This window comes from Streptacidiphilus jeojiensis (assembly GCF_042510965.1).
In the GTDB taxonomy this organism is placed as follows: domain Bacteria; phylum Actinomycetota; class Actinomycetes; order Streptomycetales; family Streptomycetaceae; genus Streptacidiphilus; species Streptacidiphilus jeojiensis.
Genome location: NZ_JBEUKS010000005.1, coordinates 224,747 through 241,171 on the forward strand (window position 1 = coordinate 224,747; position 16,425 = coordinate 241,171).

Annotated in this window: 13 protein-coding genes; 7 read left to right on the forward strand and 6 right to left on the reverse strand. The window is 68.8% G+C overall.

The genetic code is table 11. The annotated features are described in order from the left end of the window. Positions 1-221: 221 nt before the first annotated feature. Both ABUW04_RS15975 and ABUW04_RS15980 read right to left on the reverse strand, forming a co-directional pair. Entirely contained in the window at positions 222-1,727 is a 1,506-nt protein-coding gene (locus tag ABUW04_RS15975) for a UbiD family decarboxylase (protein WP_380565348.1), read from the reverse strand. A 616-nt stretch (positions 1,728-2,343) separates the two neighbouring features. After that, positions 2,344-2,850, reverse strand: a complete 507-nt coding sequence (locus ABUW04_RS15980) for a radical SAM protein (protein ID WP_380565350.1) — start codon at positions 2,848-2,850, stop codon at positions 2,344-2,346. Between the two features lie 771 nt (positions 2,851-3,621). Here ABUW04_RS15980 and istA point away from each other — a divergent pair. The 4 genes from istA to ABUW04_RS16000 all read left to right on the forward strand — a co-directional run bounded on the left by istA (position 3,622) and on the right by ABUW04_RS16000 (position 7,405). Beyond that, positions 3,622-4,872: an IS21 family transposase gene (gene istA / locus ABUW04_RS15985; protein WP_030266919.1), complete on the forward strand. Its 1,251-nt coding sequence runs from the start codon at positions 3,622-3,624 to the stop codon at positions 4,870-4,872. Next, on the forward strand, positions 4,872-5,666 hold the full coding sequence (gene istB, locus ABUW04_RS15990; protein WP_380565352.1) for an IS21-like element helper ATPase IstB: 795 nt from the start codon (positions 4,872-4,874) through the stop codon (positions 5,664-5,666). The genes istA and istB overlap by 1 nt, the downstream gene beginning before the upstream one ends. A gap of 151 nt (positions 5,667-5,817) precedes the next feature. After that, positions 5,818-7,047: a helix-turn-helix domain-containing protein gene (locus tag ABUW04_RS15995; RefSeq protein WP_380565354.1), complete on the forward strand. Its 1,230-nt coding sequence runs from the start codon at positions 5,818-5,820 to the stop codon at positions 7,045-7,047. A 10-nt stretch (positions 7,048-7,057) separates the two neighbouring features. Then, on the forward strand, positions 7,058-7,405 hold the full coding sequence (locus ABUW04_RS16000) for a hypothetical protein (RefSeq protein ID WP_380565355.1): 348 nt from the start codon (positions 7,058-7,060) through the stop codon (positions 7,403-7,405). Between the two features lie 541 nt (positions 7,406-7,946). Here ABUW04_RS16000 and ABUW04_RS16005 read toward each other — a convergent pair. Beyond that, positions 7,947-8,438: a YfbM family protein gene (locus tag ABUW04_RS16005; protein WP_380565643.1), complete on the reverse strand. Its 492-nt coding sequence runs from the start codon at positions 8,436-8,438 to the stop codon at positions 7,947-7,949. Positions 8,439-8,760: 322 nt separating this feature from the next. Here ABUW04_RS16005 and ABUW04_RS16010 point away from each other — a divergent pair, with 322 nt between their 5' ends. Both ABUW04_RS16010 and ABUW04_RS16015 read left to right on the forward strand, forming a co-directional pair. Then, the gene (locus ABUW04_RS16010; protein WP_380565357.1) at positions 8,761-9,636 is read left to right on the forward strand and encodes an SIMPL domain-containing protein; all 876 of its coding nucleotides are present in this window, start codon (positions 8,761-8,763) and stop codon (positions 9,634-9,636) included. A 211-nt stretch (positions 9,637-9,847) separates the two neighbouring features. Then, positions 9,848-11,098: a DUF4041 domain-containing protein gene (locus tag ABUW04_RS16015; protein WP_380565359.1), complete on the forward strand. Its 1,251-nt coding sequence runs from the start codon at positions 9,848-9,850 to the stop codon at positions 11,096-11,098. Between the two features lie 242 nt (positions 11,099-11,340). Here ABUW04_RS16015 and ABUW04_RS16020 read toward each other — a convergent pair whose 3' ends face one another. Then, positions 11,341-11,790 (reverse strand): hypothetical protein, encoded by a 450-nt coding sequence (locus ABUW04_RS16020; RefSeq protein ID WP_380565360.1) that lies wholly within the window; start codon positions 11,788-11,790, stop codon positions 11,341-11,343. Between the two features lie 211 nt (positions 11,791-12,001). After that, positions 12,002-13,450, reverse strand: coding sequence for an ATP-binding SpoIIE family protein phosphatase (locus ABUW04_RS16025; RefSeq protein ID WP_380565362.1), 1,449 nt, complete (start codon positions 13,448-13,450; stop codon positions 12,002-12,004). A gap of 210 nt (positions 13,451-13,660) precedes the next feature. Here ABUW04_RS16025 and ABUW04_RS16030 point away from each other — a divergent pair, with 210 nt between their 5' ends. Further along, positions 13,661-15,418 (forward strand): ATP-binding SpoIIE family protein phosphatase, encoded by a 1,758-nt coding sequence (locus ABUW04_RS16030; protein WP_380565364.1) that lies wholly within the window; start codon positions 13,661-13,663, stop codon positions 15,416-15,418. A gap of 29 nt (positions 15,419-15,447) precedes the next feature. Here the strand turns inward: ABUW04_RS16030 and ABUW04_RS16035 are convergent, their stop codons facing one another. After that, entirely contained in the window at positions 15,448-16,335 is an 888-nt protein-coding gene (locus tag ABUW04_RS16035; protein WP_380565365.1) for an alpha/beta hydrolase family protein, read from the reverse strand. Between the last annotated feature and the right edge of the window lie 90 nt (positions 16,336-16,425).

Genomic DNA, 16,425 nt, shown 5'->3' on the forward strand with positions numbered 1-16,425 from the left:
GAGGGCCTGACGCACCTGAGGGCGGCAGGCTGTCGACGGCCTCGCAGAGGCAGGAGGTGACGTCGGGTCAGGAGCCGGACCACGCCCCGGTTACCGTGGCCTTCGACGTGTGACGGCGCCGGAAGGCGCGGGCGGGCGCACCTGCCTGGACGGCTCAGCCGCCGCGGCACTTGGCTGCGGCGGCTGGGCCCTGCTGTGGCCAGGGGTCGTGAGCGGGCCGACTACCGCTGCGCGTCGGCGTCCGGGTAGCCGTAGGACTGCCAGCTGGTCAGGACCCGCTCGCGGACCTCGGCGGGCCAGCCGTTCTCGAAGCTGCCCTTGACCGGGCGCGGCTTTCCTTCGAAGCGGTCGGCGAGCAGGCAGCCGTAGATCACCTTGCCGGCCCGGTAGGTGTGCTGCTCCTCGGCCTCCAGGTAGACCGAGAGCCCGACGGTGAGACGGTCGGGGAAGTGCACTTCGCCGTGTTCGGGGTGGGTGCGGGTGGCGAACGCCCAGACCACTTCGTTGACGTCGGTGATGTCGATGTCGTCCTCGACCAGCAGGATCTTCGGGACGCCGAAGCCCGCCTTACCGGCGAAGACGATGTCGCCGATCCGCTGCGCCAGCTCACCGGCGTGGATGCCGAGGGTCTCGTGCCAGTCCTGGCTGACGGAGATGATCAGCCAGTGCAGCGCGGACTCGTAGGAGAACCAGGTGGAGGCGATCGGCAGGCCGGCCTGCCGCAGCTGGTAGAGGATCTCGGCGGCGTGCATGGTCCCGGTGCCGGTGTGGTCCTCCTCGACCGGCGGGCCTGCAGCGACCACGGGCAGGATGGCACCGTCGCGGTAGGTGACCGCGCTGACCTTGAACAGCGGCTTGGGCGAGGCGTCGAAGGCGTTGTAGCCCGGGTACTCGTTCATGGGGCCCTCCATCACCTCCTCCTCGAAGGCGATGTGGCCCTCGATGACGATCTCGGCGCTGGCCGGGACGAGCAGGTCCACGGTCTCGGCCGGGACCACCTCGATGCCCTCGCCGAAGAGCGCGCCGAGGAAGTGGCTCTCGTCGGCGCCTTCGGGCAGCGGCATGGCGCCGACGTAGGGCAGCCCCGGTTCCACACCCAGCGCCAGCGCGATGGGCATCGGCTTGCCGAGCTTCGCCCACTGGGCCCGGATGATGCCCAGGTGTTGGGGGCCGGGGATCAGGCAGGCCAGCTGGTCCTTGCCGGCGACCATCATCCGGTTGATGGACCAGTTGGTCCAGGAGCCGTCGGGGGTCCTGGCGATGTTCATGCCGTAGGTCTGGATGTAGCGGCCGCCGTCGTTGCCGTGAATGAGCGGGGTCGGGAAGGCGAAGAGGTCGATGTCGTCGCCGAGTCGGATGTTCTGCTTGCAGGGTGCGTCTTCCGCGGGGACCGGCACCGGGGCGATTCCCGGCTTGGCGCGGGCCGCGACGATCGCCTCCATGATCTCTTGTCCGGATGCCTCGGCGGGCAGTCCGAGCGCGAGGGCGATGCGGGCGAGCCTGTGCCGCGGGCCGCTCAGCCCTCCGGGTGCACCGAGTACACGGAAGCCGGATCCGGTGTACCCGGTGATGGTGTTGAACAGCGGTGCCGGTGCCCTGAGATCGTAGGAGCGGCGGATGATCGCGCCGATCTCCAGGTTCCAGTGCACTTCCTGGTCGATCGGCTGCACCTCGCCGATCGACTCCAGTTCGGCGATGAACTCACGCAGGCTGCGGAGATGTGTCACGGGGTTCCTCCCCATCGGTGGGCGGTGCCACGCCGGGGCGGCTGTTCACCCCGGCACGGCGGGTCGGGTAAGTCGACGCCCATCAGGTCCGGTGTGCGCTCCGCGGGACGGCGGACGATGCCGTCCCGACTGGAGGAGCACGGGTAGCAGGCAGGGACGGGCAGCACCGGGTTGTCGCTGTTGCCACAGCTGGTCATCGACACCGGACCGGCTCCAACACCAACAGGGCCACCCCGTAAGCGATCCCGGCGATCCTGGGAATCCCGACCGCACCGCTGGCAGCTGCAACAAGCCTGTTCTCTCCCGTCACAGGATTGATCGTAGACCGACGACCTGCGACAGTCGAAGTGATCGGAACTTTGCCCCATAAAATGCCTAATCCCATGATAAATAACAGGAGTTGACACACCCCGAGGGCCGCTCGGAAGGCCGCGCCGATGGCGGTCGAGCGGACGGGCCCGGCATGGTTCAAACCGTCCACCGGTCGACCGCCGCCCACAGCTGCTGGGGTGAGGTCGGCCGCTCCCCGGTGGTGACGCAGCTCGCGGCAGCGGCCAACTGCCCACCGCGCGTCAATCCGTCCTCGGGCATCAACGGCCGGGAACGGTCGAGCGGATCACGCGCCGGGGCGGCGGCCGGTCCGGCGGGTGGTGGGCGGCGACTGGTACGACGTGATCGACTTCTCGATGTTGGCCTTCGTCTTCAGGTAGGCCCCTCGATGCTGCGTGATCTTCTCGTGTTCGTCGGCTCGGTCGCTGTAGTACGACGTCGCCAGGCTCACACCACGCTGCCGCAGCACCGGCCACAACACGTCGCGGACGTCGATCAGGTTGCTGAAGACTTCCACCCCCGTGCCGAGTTCCAGCGCGTAGTTGATCAGGTCCGCGAGGTCGGGGTGGAGGGTCACCTCTCCGCCGATGAACTGCACTCGTGTGACGCCCATCCGGCTGGCGTGCCCGAGCACGTTGAGCCAGTCCTCGCGGGCGATGTCGCCGTGCGTGCCGGACGGTCCCGACTGGTTGTAGCCGTGGGCGCACTTGGCCTGGCACTTGCGGGTGAGGTCGAGCGCCAAGAACCTGGTCGTCGTGCTCGCGGCCTGCTGCGGCTCGATGGTCGTGGTCATGGTCACGTCCTTCTGCTCGATGGTGCTGCTCCCTCGTCAGAGCGTTTCTCTGACAAGGTCGTGCGGCGCTCGCGTAAGGCTGCGGAGTGCGCGCGGAACGCCTCGAACGCCATCCGTATCTGTTCGGCGCGATGCCATCGCGGGTCAACCGGCGTGCTCACCAGCCCGGCCTTAGTCCCCAGATGAGACTCCCGGCGTTCGCCTCGGCCACGCGAGCGGAGAGTGCCTCGCTGTCAGTAGCCGGGCGCACGTGGGCGGGCATGGCCTGCCACTCGACGCCACCATTTGGCGACCTGAGGTGTAGGCGGCCGTCGACCACAGCTTTCACGAAGCCCGTACGGTCGTCGCGGGTGTCGATGACCCATTCGCCCACTGCGGGCACCGGAGGTCGCTCCCCGGGCGTCATCGTGCAACCACCACCGGAGTTTGCTCTCGCCGCTCCAGGGGAAGTCGGCTCCACCAGGCGTATCGGTTCATCTCCCGGTCGTAGGCGTCCGCCTCGCAGTTGGAGCAACGCCGCGTTCGGGCATGGAGGATAGCCAGCCCTCCACATCCACAGCACGTCTCCTCTCGTGCTGTACTCAACCAAGTGAACATGGCTTCCTCCGCGACGCTGAGCTGCGACTTGTCAGTACTCCAAGGAAATCGCGGCGAGTCGATATCAGCCACGGCATACGTGTGTCGGCGACGGGTGAAAAGTGGACCAGTAGCGACGCTTGAAATGTGACCCCCTTCGAGGGCCTGGATCGTTGAACCAGGCCGGGAGGAAGGGTGATCAGTGTGGAGGACTGGGCGGAGATCCGGCGTCTTCACCGGGCCGAGCAGATGCCGATCCGTGCGATCGCACGGCAGTTGGGGATCTCGCGGAACACGGTGCGGCGGGCGGTGGCGGACAACGAGCCGCCGAAGTACCGGCGCGCGGCAAAGGGCTCAATCGTGGATGCGGTCGAGCCGCAGATCAGGGCCCTGCTCGAGCAATGGCCAGAGATGCCGGCGACGGTGATCGCCGAGCGGATCGGGTGGGAGCGCTCGCTGACGGTCCTCAAGGAGCGGGTGCGGGACCTGCGGCCGGTCTACCGGCCCACGGACCCGGCCTCGCGCACCACCTACGAACCCGGTGAGCTGGCGCAGTGCGACTTGTGGTTCCCGCCGGCCGAGATCCCGCTGGGCTTCGGGCAGAGTGCCAGTCCGCCGGTGCTGGTGATGGTCTGCGGCTACTCGCGGTGGCTGTCGGCGCGAATGGTTCCCACCCGCAGTGGTCCGGACCTGATCGCCGGGCACTGGCGGCTGCTGACCCAACTCGGGGCGGTGCCACGGGCCCTGGTCTGGGACAACGAGGGAGCGGTGGGCTCCTGGCAGGGTGGGCGCCCCAAGTTGACCGGCGACTTCGCGGCCTTCGCGGGCCTGCTGGGCGTCAAGGTCGTCCAGTGCCGACCGGGTGATCCGGAGGCCAAAGGCCTGGTCGAGCGGGCGAACGGCTACCTGGAGACCTCGTTCCTGCCCGGGCGGGTCTTCGCTTCGCCGACCGACTTCAACATCCAGCTCGCGGACTGGCTCACCCGGGCCAACCGGCGCGTCCACCGCACGCTGCAGGCCCGTCCCGCCGACCGCCTGGAGGCCGACCGGGCCCGGATGCTGCCCTTGCCCCCGATCTCCCCGCCGGGCTGGTGGAAGGCCTCGCTCCGGCTGCCGCGGGACCACTACGTGCGCGTGGACACCGTCGACTACTCGGTGCACCCGCTCGCGGTCGGCCGCCGCGTCGAGGTCGCCGCCGACCTCGACCAGGTCATCGTGACCTGCGAGAACACCGAGGTCGCCCGCCATGCCCGGTGCTGGGCCAGGCACCAGAGCATCACCGACCCGGCCCATGCCGAAGCCGCCAGGACCGCCCGGGCCCAGGCCCACCGGCCGCGCTCCACCGGGTCCCAGGGCATCGACCTGGACGTCGAAGAGCGTTCGCTGGGCGACTACGACCGGGCCTTCGGTGTGATCGAGGGCGGCCGCGGGCAGGGTGTCGCCTGATGGCCGCAACCGCCAAGCCCAGCCGCGACACCGCCTCCGAGATCGCGTTTCTGACCCGTGCGCTGAAGGCCCCGGCCCTGCGCGACTGCGTGGAACGCCTGGCCCAGCGCGCCCGCGCCGAGGACTGGAGCCACGAGGAGTTCCTGGCCGCCTGCCTGCAACGCGAGGTCGCCGCCCGCGACGCGCACGGCGCCGAGGGCCGCATCCGCGCCGCCCGCTTCCCCGCCCGCAAAGCCCTCGAGGAGTTCGACTACGACCACCAGCGCTCCCTCAAACGCGAGGCCATCGCCCACCTGGGCACCCTGGACTTCGTCACGGGCAAGGAGAACGTGATCTTCCTGGGACCGCCCGGCACCGGCAAGACCCACCTGGCCACCGGACTGGCGATCCGCGCCTGCCAGGCCGGTCACCGCGTCGCGTTCGCCACCGCCGCCGAATGGGTCACCCGCCTGGCGGATGCCCACCACGCCGGACGCCTGGCCGACGAACTCACCCGCCTCGGGCGCATCCCGCTGATCGTGGTCGACGAAGTCGGCTACATCCCCTTCGAACCCGAAGCCGCCAACCTGTTCTTCCAACTCATCTCCGGACGCTACGAACGCGCCTCGGTGATCGTCACCTCCAACAAACCCTTCGGCCGCTGGGGCGAGGTCTTCGGCGACGACACCGTCGCCGCCGCCATGATCGACCGCCTGGTCCACCACGCCGAAGTCATCAGCCTCAAAGGCGACAGCTACCGACTACGCAACCGCGACCTCGGCCGCGTCCCCACAGCCAACAACACACAGGACTGACCAACATCAACTGACGCAGTGGGGGTCAACCTTCACCCGCCGATACTGGGTCACGATTCACCCGTCGCCGACATACGTGGGGCACTCTTGGTGCAGTCCTGTTCACGGCCTGCCACGGCCGGGCAGACTCAAAGGGAGTGGAAGGGCACAGATGTCTAGGCGAACCGAACTGGTGAAGAGGCGGAAGGCGCTGGGCCTCAGCCAAGAGGCGTTCGCCAGTGCAGCCGAAACCGACCACGCCACGGTAGGGCGTTGGGAACGAGGCGAGGCCACACCGCAGCCCGCGTATCGGCCAAAGTTGATGCGCCTTCTGAAAGTTGACGCAGATGGGCTGGATCGGCTGTTATCAGCCGACCAGACAGCGGGGGTCTCGTCCCTCGCTGTAGCCGCGGATTCGGGTGATCCTGACGACATGATCCGTCGTGACTTCCTACGCCTCCTAGCCCTGACCGGCTCCATGGCGATGCTGCCCGTCGGAGCGCAGATGCCCGAAGAATGCTTCGAGGACTTCGAAGCCATGAACGGGCACCTGTGGCAGGTCTACCAACTTGCTCGCACCAAGAGTGCAGTCCTCCCTCTGGTTCGAGATCAGCTGAGCGTGCTCTCCGGCGCCTGTGCCTCGGGTCTTGGATCCAAGCGGCTGTGTGTACTCTCCGCAGACCTGTTCCAGTTGGCCGGCGAAGTCTTCTTCGACGGGGACCGGTACACAGATGCCGCCCAGTGCTACATGCTCGCGATGTCCGCCAGCCGGGAAGCCGGCGCCTACGACTTGTGGGCTTGTGCACTGACCAGGCACGCCTACGTGGGGCTGTACGAGCGCCAACACGGTGAGGCCTCTGAGATGCTGACCGTTGCTGAGCGCGTTGCCCTGCATGGGGACAGCAGTCTCTCCACTCGCCATTGGGTCGCATCTGTTCAGGCACAAGCGTTCGCCGGCCTGGGGGCCCTGGACGACTGTGAGCGTGCCTTGGAGCGTGCGGAGCATGTGGTAGAGCTTCCTGCCTCTTCCAATGCTGGATGGCTCCGCTTCGACGGCTCCCGCCTGGCGGAGGAGCGCGGCGCGCGATACGTGGAACTCGGGCGCCTGGACTTGGCAGAGAAGGCGCTTACAACCGCCCTCAGACAGTCCCCGCTCGCCAAGGGACAGTCATACCGCAGGCGTGGAGCAGTGCTCACGGACCTGGCCATCATCGGGGCCAAGCGCAAGGACGTCGAAGAGACGTTGACGCACGCACATGAGGCGGTAGACCTGGCCAGGCGTTCGGGGTCTGGGTACATCGCCCGTAGACTCCAGTCGCTGAGAACTGAGTTGGCACCAGTTGTCGGTGATGCTCGGATCGCCGACCTTGACGCTGAGATCGTCGCCTTGAACGTGAGCTGAGGAGCTGCATATGAGCGGACAGGTGTTTCGGAAAGCTTGGATCGCTGGCGTGCTGAAGCATTTCCCCGGGGAACCCAAGGCAGGCTACATCTCCCCGTGGGAAGAGATGCCAGCTTGGGAGCAGGAGGCAGCAGCCACCGTCTACGAGCAGGTGCGGGGGTTGCTCGACGTCAGCTCAGGTAGCGCGACGAAGCTGAACCGTGAGCAGAAGGGGCGCTTCGTTTCCCTGTGCTGGATTGCTCAGATCTACAAGCACTTCGGGGACCCGAAGCCGAGCTACGTTGCCGACTGGGCCGATCAGCCGGAATGGCAGCGGGAGACCAACTCCGACATCTTCGAAGCCATCGAATCCCTGTAGCCCTTCAGTCTCAGCCCAGCACCTCCGCAACCTTCTGCCTCCACGAGCCGGTCAGCCGGGTCCCCTGGACATTCAACGACTCGTCCTGGCAGGCGTTGCAGCGTCAGCCGACGTCAACGGGGATCCCGCAGCCGTCGCAGTTGTGCCGGCGCAGATCCGGAGGAGCGACAGGCTTCTCCTGGGAGCTTCCCCGTCAGCCGCGAGCGATGAGCGCTGCAGCGGAGTGCACCGTATCCGGCAGGCCGGTCGTCAGGGCGCTGCGGAGGGCACGTTCGGTCGCTCCACGACGGAGCCACTCCGCGGCGACCGACAGTTCCATGACGCGGTCGCCGACGGCAGTACGTGAGCGCCGGCGGTGGCGATCCGTCCGTCCAAGCAGGGCTGTCTGTGGCAGGAACTTTGGGGACCAGGGCGGTAGAGATTTTGGGGACCAGTGAGGGGATGCTGGGGCGCTCAGAGAGGTGACGCGCGCTCTTTCGCCAGGTTCTTTTGGCTCCACCCCGGTCGAGTGGTTTCCCTCGCGGTGGGGTGGGTGACGGACTCAGTCGAGCCAGACCAGCACCGTCTCGCCCGCCTGGGCCGCTGCCCCGAAGAACGGAGCCAGCGGGTCGAACCACCCGCGCACCCATTCGAGAGCACCGGCCTCGTCCCAGTGCTGCGGATAGATCTGCGCGGACGTCAGCTGGGCGGGATCAACGTCGCGCACCAGGTCGTCGAAGGGCAGCCGGGCCAGAGCCTGGGCTGCGAGCTTGACCTGGTCAGTGTCCAGGTACTTTGCCGGCCCGTAGCCCCAGTCCTCGTCGGTGAATGCCTGCTCGCCATGAACGATGTCCACGGGGAACCCGGCCCGTTCGAGGAGGAAGGCGACGGCGTGCCAGGCCTTGTGGGTCGTCAGCTGTCGGGCGTCCGCAGGGGCGACGTCGTTGACACCATCGCTCTCCATGACCTCCTCGAGGTGCTCGAACGCCCGTTCCGGATCCTCGATCGCCCGTTCCAGCTCGGCGACGGTCAGGCGCAGGTACTCACCATTCATGCTCACCAGCGCAGAGTACGAGGGACTACTGACACCGCCGTCCGGGAGCCCCGCCCAGCAACTGGAGCCAGATCAACTTGCTACAACCCGGAGCCCGAATTACCTGCTACAGCGCTCCCCAAAGAACCTGCTAGAGACACAGGGCAAAGGCGCTGACTAATACCTGGACGAGTGCAGGCTCTCGTCTGACCTCGGTCTCCCACCCGGCCCTCGCCTTCGGCTGCCGCCCTCGGCCCATTCCCCGCGCCGGCCCTTGAGCAGCCACGCCTGTTGGAAGAAAACGCCGTACCCACCTGCTCATTGAGCTGGTTGGATGAGCCGCATGAACGGTACCCAGTACATAGACGCCCCCTGGGGCGTGTCCGTGTTCGGCGCGTCGAGCGTGGACTCCACGCCAGACCTGGCCCGCCTCCGGGTGACCATCAGGCAGACCAGGGAGAAGCCTGGTGAGGCGTTCGAGGTCACCCGCGGCGGCGTCAACCGGATCCGGGAGGTCCTGCGCGGTCACGGAATCCCTGACGGTGCTGTGTCCACCTCCCGTCTGAACCTGAAGTCCTCCTGGAACAACTACGGCAACGAGCGCAAGTTCCTCGGCTACGAGTGCACCGCCTCGTTCGTCATCGAGCTGCGCGAACTCGACACCCTGGAGACCGTGCTGGTCGATGTCGTCGAGGCCGGCGCGAACCAGGTCGACGGCGTCGAGTTCGATGTGAGCACGAAGAAGGAACTCCGTGCCCAGGCGCGTACCGCAGCCGTCGCCACCGCCCGCGAAAAGGCAATCCTGTACACCGAAGCCGCCGGCGTCCGACTCGGCCCAGTCGTCCACATCCAGGACGTCGACTCCGACCAGTTGCAGAACAGCTACCGCAGCCACGGCCAGACAATCCACAATCCTCATGGACGAAGGCAGGGCCGCCTTCTTCGCAGGAATTCGCCGCACCGGGCAAGTGGCAGCGCGGGCAGGAACGACCCACCGCAGCGAAAAGCCTACGGTCGTCTGCGCTCCTCGCTGCACAATCTGCTGCGCAGCCGTCACCGGGTGCAGTACGTTCACAATCCTGTCGGGGGCTGCGCTGAGCGTTCTCCGTCTGCCCCGTCGTGTCCAAGGAGCCGCTGTGGCGAGCCTACGCTTCAATCCGCCTCCGAACTGGCCGCCGGCTCCAGCCGGTTGGACTCCCCCGCCCGGCTGGCAACCTGACCCCTCCTGGCCTGCACTGCCAGACGGGTGGCAGCTCTGGCTCCCGGAGGAAGCCGGTTAAGCAGCACCTGTTCAGCCTGCCCAACCTCCCGACGTCGAAGAGCGGGGCAGGCGCTCCAAGCTCTTCTCCCGTCGGCGCGGGCAGGAGGAGGAACTGGCCCAGCTGCGCGAGTGGGTTGTCCGGACGCAGGGTCCGACTGCGCTGGAGGCAGTGCAGGCCGTGGCCTTGGCGCATGCCGACGCCGAGCGCATTCGGGCCGAGGCCGAAGAGGACGCGCGGGAACTCCGCCTGGAGGCCCGCACTGCTGTTCGTCAGGAGACCGCCGAAATGCGGGCAGTCGGACAGGAGGCCGGCAAGACTCGCAAGGACCTGGAAAAGGCGCAGCGTGAACTCTTCGAGGCACAGGGTCGGCTGGCGCAGGCGCAGTCACAGATCGTGGTGACCGAGGAGGCCGCGATGCTGCAGCAGGTGGGGGTGTACAACTACCAGCACCCGCTGCAGGACTCCATCGCCTATCGCACGCGTCTGGATTCCCTGCAGGCGGAGATCAAGCAACTGATCCGGGTCGGGCAGGCCGTCCAGTCCATCTCGCAGTGGACCGTCAACGGGTCCCAGCGCGAGGGCAAGAAGATGGTGCAGGATTTCTCCAAACTGATGCTGCGCGCCTACAACGCAGAGGCCGACCAGGCCGTGCGCACCATGCGCCCGCACCGTGTCGGCCCGCTGGTCGACCGCCTCTACAAGACGCGTGAGACCATCGCCAAGCTCGGTGCGACCATGCAGATCCGGATCGCGGACAGCTACCACGATGCCCGGGTACGCGAACTGTGGCTAACCGCGGACTACCTGCAGAAGAAGGACGAGGAGAAGGAGGCACAACGCGAAGCGCGTGCTCGCCAGCGCGAGGAGGAACGCGCGCAACGCGAGTTCGACCGCGAGCGCGAGAAGCTGGACAAGGAGCGCAACCACGTCCAGGCCGCCCTGCAGCGACTGCGCGAACGTGGTGACACGGAGGGCATCCTGGACCTGGAGAGCAAACTGGCCGACATCGAATCGGCGTTGCGCAGCGTGGAAGCCAGAGCGGCGAACATCCGCACCGGGTACGTCTACGTCATCTCCAACGTCGGCGCCTTCGGCGACCGCATGGTCAAGATCGGCCTGACCCGCCGACTTGAACCCCTTGACCGCATCTATGAACTCAGTGGGGCATCCGTGCCGTTCCGCTTCGACGTCCACGCCCTCATCTTCAGCGACGACGCCGTCGGCCTCGAGACCCAACTTCACCAGCACTTCGCCGACCGACGCGTCAACCAGGTCAACACGCGACGCGAGTTCTTCTACGTCAGCCCCTCCGAGGTCCGTGACGCCTTGCAGACCTATGCCGGGCAACATTTGATCGAATTCACTGACGAGCCCGAGGCTCTGGAATGGCGGGCCAGCAGCACGAGTGGACGTCCGTAGTACTCAGCTGTCCCAGGTCGCTGGTCTGACGCCACCTCACGTACTGGATGCCGGACTGCTCGACGGGTCCGGCCCCACCTCTTCGTGCAGGACTCCGGGCTCCGCGGCGTGGTTCGCCATAAGCAGGTCGTAGCCGCGTCACCGTAACCGATCGTGCGTCGGCCGCGCTGCGAAAAAGGCCCGGCTGCGCCGTGCTCCCCCCCGGTGAGCACGGTGCGGCCGGGCCGCTCGGGTGTGCGTGGTCAGTCGCAGCCGAGGGTGCGGTCGGTGTTGAACACCCAGTTGCCGTTGCTGTCCTGCATGCCGAAGTGGAAGTCCTTGCAGATGGCCCCGTAGACGTCCGACAGCTGGATCGGCCCGGCGTAGTACCGGTAGTAGTTGTTGTCCCAGATGGAGCCGGTCCCGTAGTCGGGGACGGCGGTGATGCCGTCGGACATCCACTTGTACATGCCGTAGTAGCGGCCCTGGGCGGTCAGCGTCGTGCAGACCCGGCTCGGGTAGTCGTAGACGTTGCCGATCGCGGCGAGGCTGCCCGATCCGTCGTAGAAGTCGTAGGCCTGGCTGGTGTTGTAGCCGGACGGGCAGCCGGAGGCGGCCGAGGCGGGGGCGGCGGCGCCGACGCCTGCGACGAGAGTGCCGGCGAGGACAGCGGTCGCGGCCACTGCGGAACGGAGCTTTCGTCCAACGGTCATGTGCGGGCGCTTCCTGGTTCGGCTTCGGTGCGGGATGAGGGATGAGGAATGGCGAGGGCGGCGGAGGCGGAGCCGGATCGGGATGACCCGAGGAGCCGTTCGTCCACGCTGACCTGGGATCATCCTGGTCGAACCGGATCTGCCACACCATGGCGTTGATCTGGCGTTCGCATGGTGTTGCGGCCGAGAGCCCGCCGACCAACGCAGCGGGTTACGGAAGGGCCTGTTCGGTCCAGACCGTCTTGCCGGCGCCGCTGGAGCGGGTGCCCCAGCGGTCGGTGAGCTGGGTGACCAGGTCGAGTCCGCGTCCGCCCTCGTCCAGGGCTGCGGCGCGGCGCGGGCGCGGGGTGGAGTCGCCGGTGTCGGTGACCTCGCAGACCAGGGTGCGGTCCCTGATCAGGCGGACGGTGATCGGGCCGCCGCCGTGGGTCACGGCGTTGGTGACCAGCTCGCTGACGGCCAGTTCGGTGGAGGGCAGCAACTCGGGCAGGCCCCAGGCGCTCAACTGCCCGCTGACGGCGGCCCTGGCCAGCGGGACGGAGCGGGCGGTGGCGGGGTACCGCCAGGTGGCCACGGCCGAGGGCGGCAGCATGCGGGTGCGGGCCAGCAGCAGGGCGATGTCGTCGTCGCTGGTGTTGTGGGGGCTGGCGCAGACGTGGTCGGCGATCCCGTCCAGGGTCGGGCCCGCGGAGCCCAGGCTGCGGGCCAGGTGGTCCAGGGCGGTGTCGCTGTGGTGCCGGCGCAGGTCCAGCAAGCCGTCGGTGTAGAGGGTGATGACCGTCCCCACGGGCAGGGCGAGGTCGAGCGCGGTGAAACGGGTGCCGCCCACCCCCAGCGGGGGCTGCGGGCAGAGCGGGGCGAACTCGACCCGGCCGTCCGGGTGGAGCAGTGCGGGCGGCGGCTGGCCCGCGCCGGACATGCTGCAGTGTCCGCTGACGGGGTCGTAGACCAGGTAGAGGCAGGTGGCCGCGAGCTCGGGCCGCTGCTCGTTCTGGCCGGTGCGGGCGACCAGGTCGTCCAGGCGGGCCAGCAGTTCGTCGGGGGGCAGGTCGAGGTCGGCCAGGGTCTGGACCGCGGTGCGCAGGCGTCCCATCATGGCGGCGGCGTGGATGCCGTGACCGGCCACGTCGCCGATGACCAGGGCGACCCTGGCGCTGGACAGCGGGATCACGTCGTACCAGTCGCCGCCGACCCCGGCATCGGTGTCGGCCGGCACATAGCGGTGGCAGACCTGCACCGCGCTGGTGGCGGGCAGGTGCTGCGGCAGCAGCCCCTCCTGCAGGGCCAGGGCGAGCTCCCGGGTGTGGGTCAGTGTCCGTTCGCGCACCCGTCCCTGGGCCATCACCGTGGCCAGGACCGCGGCGCCGGCCACGAACGCCAGCTTGATCAGCCACACCCCCGTCCCGCCCTCCAGGAGCTGGTGGCGCAGCACCACGTACGCGGCCACGGTGAGTGTCCCGACCACCGCGGTGCCCGCGACACCGTGCACGGCGGCCGCGACGAAGGGCACGACCGCCAGCACCAGTCCGTAGTGCCCGTCCGGGCGGGCGATCAGCAGCGCGGCCGCCGTCAGGATCAGGACTCCGCCCGGGAGCAGCTGCTGGACGCCGACCTTGGGGAGGCGCCCGGCCAGGGCCGCTGTCCGTGTCCCTGCCGACATGCTCAGACCAGCCCTTCCTTGCCACCGGGCCCGGGCTCGATGTCTTTCGCACCTTTTATCAGCATACGTTCCGCTCCGCTCTCGCCCCGAGGACGGCGTACACCGTGCTGCACGGATCGCCGTCCCGACGGAGCATGGAACGGAGCATGGAACGGACGGCGGGCGGACGGGCGGGCCGGGGACGAGGCGACACGAGGAGAAGGGCCGTGGATGCACGATCATGACGACGGCCCCCCGGCCGAAGCTGAACGGGACACGGCCGCCCCCGCCGCCCCGCCCCGGCACCGCGACGTGACGCTGATCGGAGTGGGCGTCGCGCTGGCCGAGGCGACCTCCGTGGACGAGGTCTTCAAGGCGGTGGGGTCGCTCGACTCGCCGGAGTTCCCGCTGGACGGCATGGCGATCTTCGACGTCACCGAGAAGTGGCTGAGCCTGTTGGGCCGGTACGGGTACCGGACCGGCCACGGCCGGACCGTCCGCATGCCGATCTCCACCGACCACCCGTCGACGGAGGTGCTGCGCACCGGCCGCGCGGTGTACGTGCCGACCGTGGAGGAGTACCGCGAGCGCTTCCCGACGACATGGATGCTGGCGGCCCGCAAGGGCAGTCTGTCCTGGGCGTTCCTGCCGCTGGTCAGCACCGGCCGGATCACCGGGGTGTGGCTGGTGGCCTTCGTGGACCATGTCGAGTTCGACAGCGGTATGCGCGCCACCCTGGCCACCCTGGCCGAGCTGATCTCCCGGGCACTGGACCGGGCGCGCACCGGGGAGGCGGAGCTGGCGCTGTCGCGCGCTCTGCGGAGCAGCATGGGGCGCGGCGCGTCGGAGTACCACGGGATGACCGTGGCCTCCCGCTATGTGCCGACCGGTGGCGGGCTGGTGGTGGGCGGCGACTGGTACGACGTGATCGACCTGCCGTCCGACCGGCTGGCGCTGGTCATCGGCGACGTCCAGGGCCACGACCTGCACGCTGCGAGCCTGATGGCGCAGCTGCGTACCGCGGTGCACGCCTACGCGGCCGAGGGGCACGGGCCGGACGCCGTGCTGTCGCGGACCTCGCGCTTCCTGACCTCCCTGGACGAGGACAGGTTCGCCACCTGCATCTACATCGAGGCCGACCCGGCGTCGGGCACGCTGCACATGGCGCGGGCCGGGCACCCGGACCCGGTGCTGCGCATGCCCGACGGCACCTGCATGATCAAGCACCTCAGGGGCGGACTGCCGCTGGGCCTGATGCCCGAGGAGGACGACTACCCGGTCAACGTCATGGAGCTGCAGGCCGGCGAGATCCTGATGCTGTGCACCGACGGGCTGATCGAGACCGGGGGGCTCGACATGCAGACCGGTTGGATCCGGGTGCGGGACGCGATGTCCCCCGGCCCGACCGGCGATCTGGAGGGGATGGCCGACCGGCTGATCCACAGTGTGGTCGGCCCGGTGACCGAGCACGGCGAGGAGCGTCCGACCCCGCGCAACGAGGACGACATCGCACTGCTCCTGCTGCGCCGCGACACCGGCGCCCAGCAGCCGGTGCGGCCGGTGCGGCGGGTGCTGATCACCATCGAGCAGGACCAGGCGGAGGGCCTGGCGGAGGCGCGGACGGAGCTGCGGGCGCTGCTGCACGACTGGGGGCGGCCGGACCTGGTGGACACCGCCGTGCTGCTGGCGTCCGAGCTGCTGGGCAATGTGCTGGTGCACACCGACCAGGCCGCGGTGCTCATCGCCGCGGTGTCGGGCGAGCCGGGCCACCGCACGCTGCGGGTGGAGGTCTCCGACAGTGGCGACGAACTGCCGCACCAGCGCACCCCCGGCGAGCTGGCGTCCTCGGGGCGCGGGCTGGTGCTGCTCGACATCCTGTCCGACCAGTGGAGCGTACGGCCGGAGTCGGAGGGCAAGACGGTGTGGTTCGAGCTGGCCGAGGAGCCGGACGGGGGCCCGGACTCCGATGCCGATGCCGATGCCGGTTAGCCGGCTGTCGGAGACGGATCCGCGCCCGCTCAGCCGCGCAGGTTGCGGTCCAGGAAGTCGCGCACCAGCGTCATGACCTGCAGCGAGGTCCACTGCCGCGACTGCTCCCCGCTCAGCGCCAGGTGCCCGTGGCCGGCGCCGGTGAGCAGGTAGCGGGTGCTGTCGACCCCGGCCGCCCGGAGGGCCAGGTGCAGTTCCAGCGTCTGCACGGGCGGGATCACCCGGTCGTCGTCGCCGTGCAGCAGCAGGAAGGCCGGGGCCCCGGGGCGGGCCAGGTCGGCCGGGTTGGCCTCGGCCGCGCCGTAGCGGTTGACGGCGTTGTCCGGGTCGCCGAGGAAGGTGTGCATGCGCTGGTCGAAGCCCTCGGCCAGCCGGGCGATGTCGACGGCGCCGAACTTGTCCACGACCGCCCCGATCCGCTCGTCCTCCAGCCCGACCAGGGAGGCCATGTACCCGCCGGCGGACTCCCCCCACACGCCGATGCGTCCGGGGTCGATCCCGAAGTCCTCGGCGCGCCCGGTCAGGTAGCCGATCGCCGCCTGCGCGTCGGCCAGCCCCTGACGGTACGTCGCCTTCTGGCGCGTGGTGCGGTACTGCACGGACGCGACGGCGTAGCCGGAGGCGGCGATGAAGGCCCGCTCCCGGCGCGCCATCGCGCGCGGGGCGACGGCGAAACCGCCGCCGGGCAGGTAGACCACCAGCGGGTGGCGCCCCGGCGTGCTCGGGGTGTGCAGGTCGAGCCGGAGTCCCTCGTGGTAGCGCAGCCCGCGGCGCAGCGTGACGCCGTCCGGCTTGCGCGGGACCTGCTCCGCGGTGTCCACGGTGATCCGTACGACGCCCTCGTGGTCGTCGGGCTCGGGAGCCGGGGTCGTGGAGTACTCCATGCCCGGGAGCATGCGCATGTACTTGAGGTTCATGGGGGTCGGTCTCCCTGCTGTCGGAATAGCTATTCCGCCACCCAGGCTACATCGGAACAGCTATTCCGCAAGCGAGGTAGCATCGGCTCC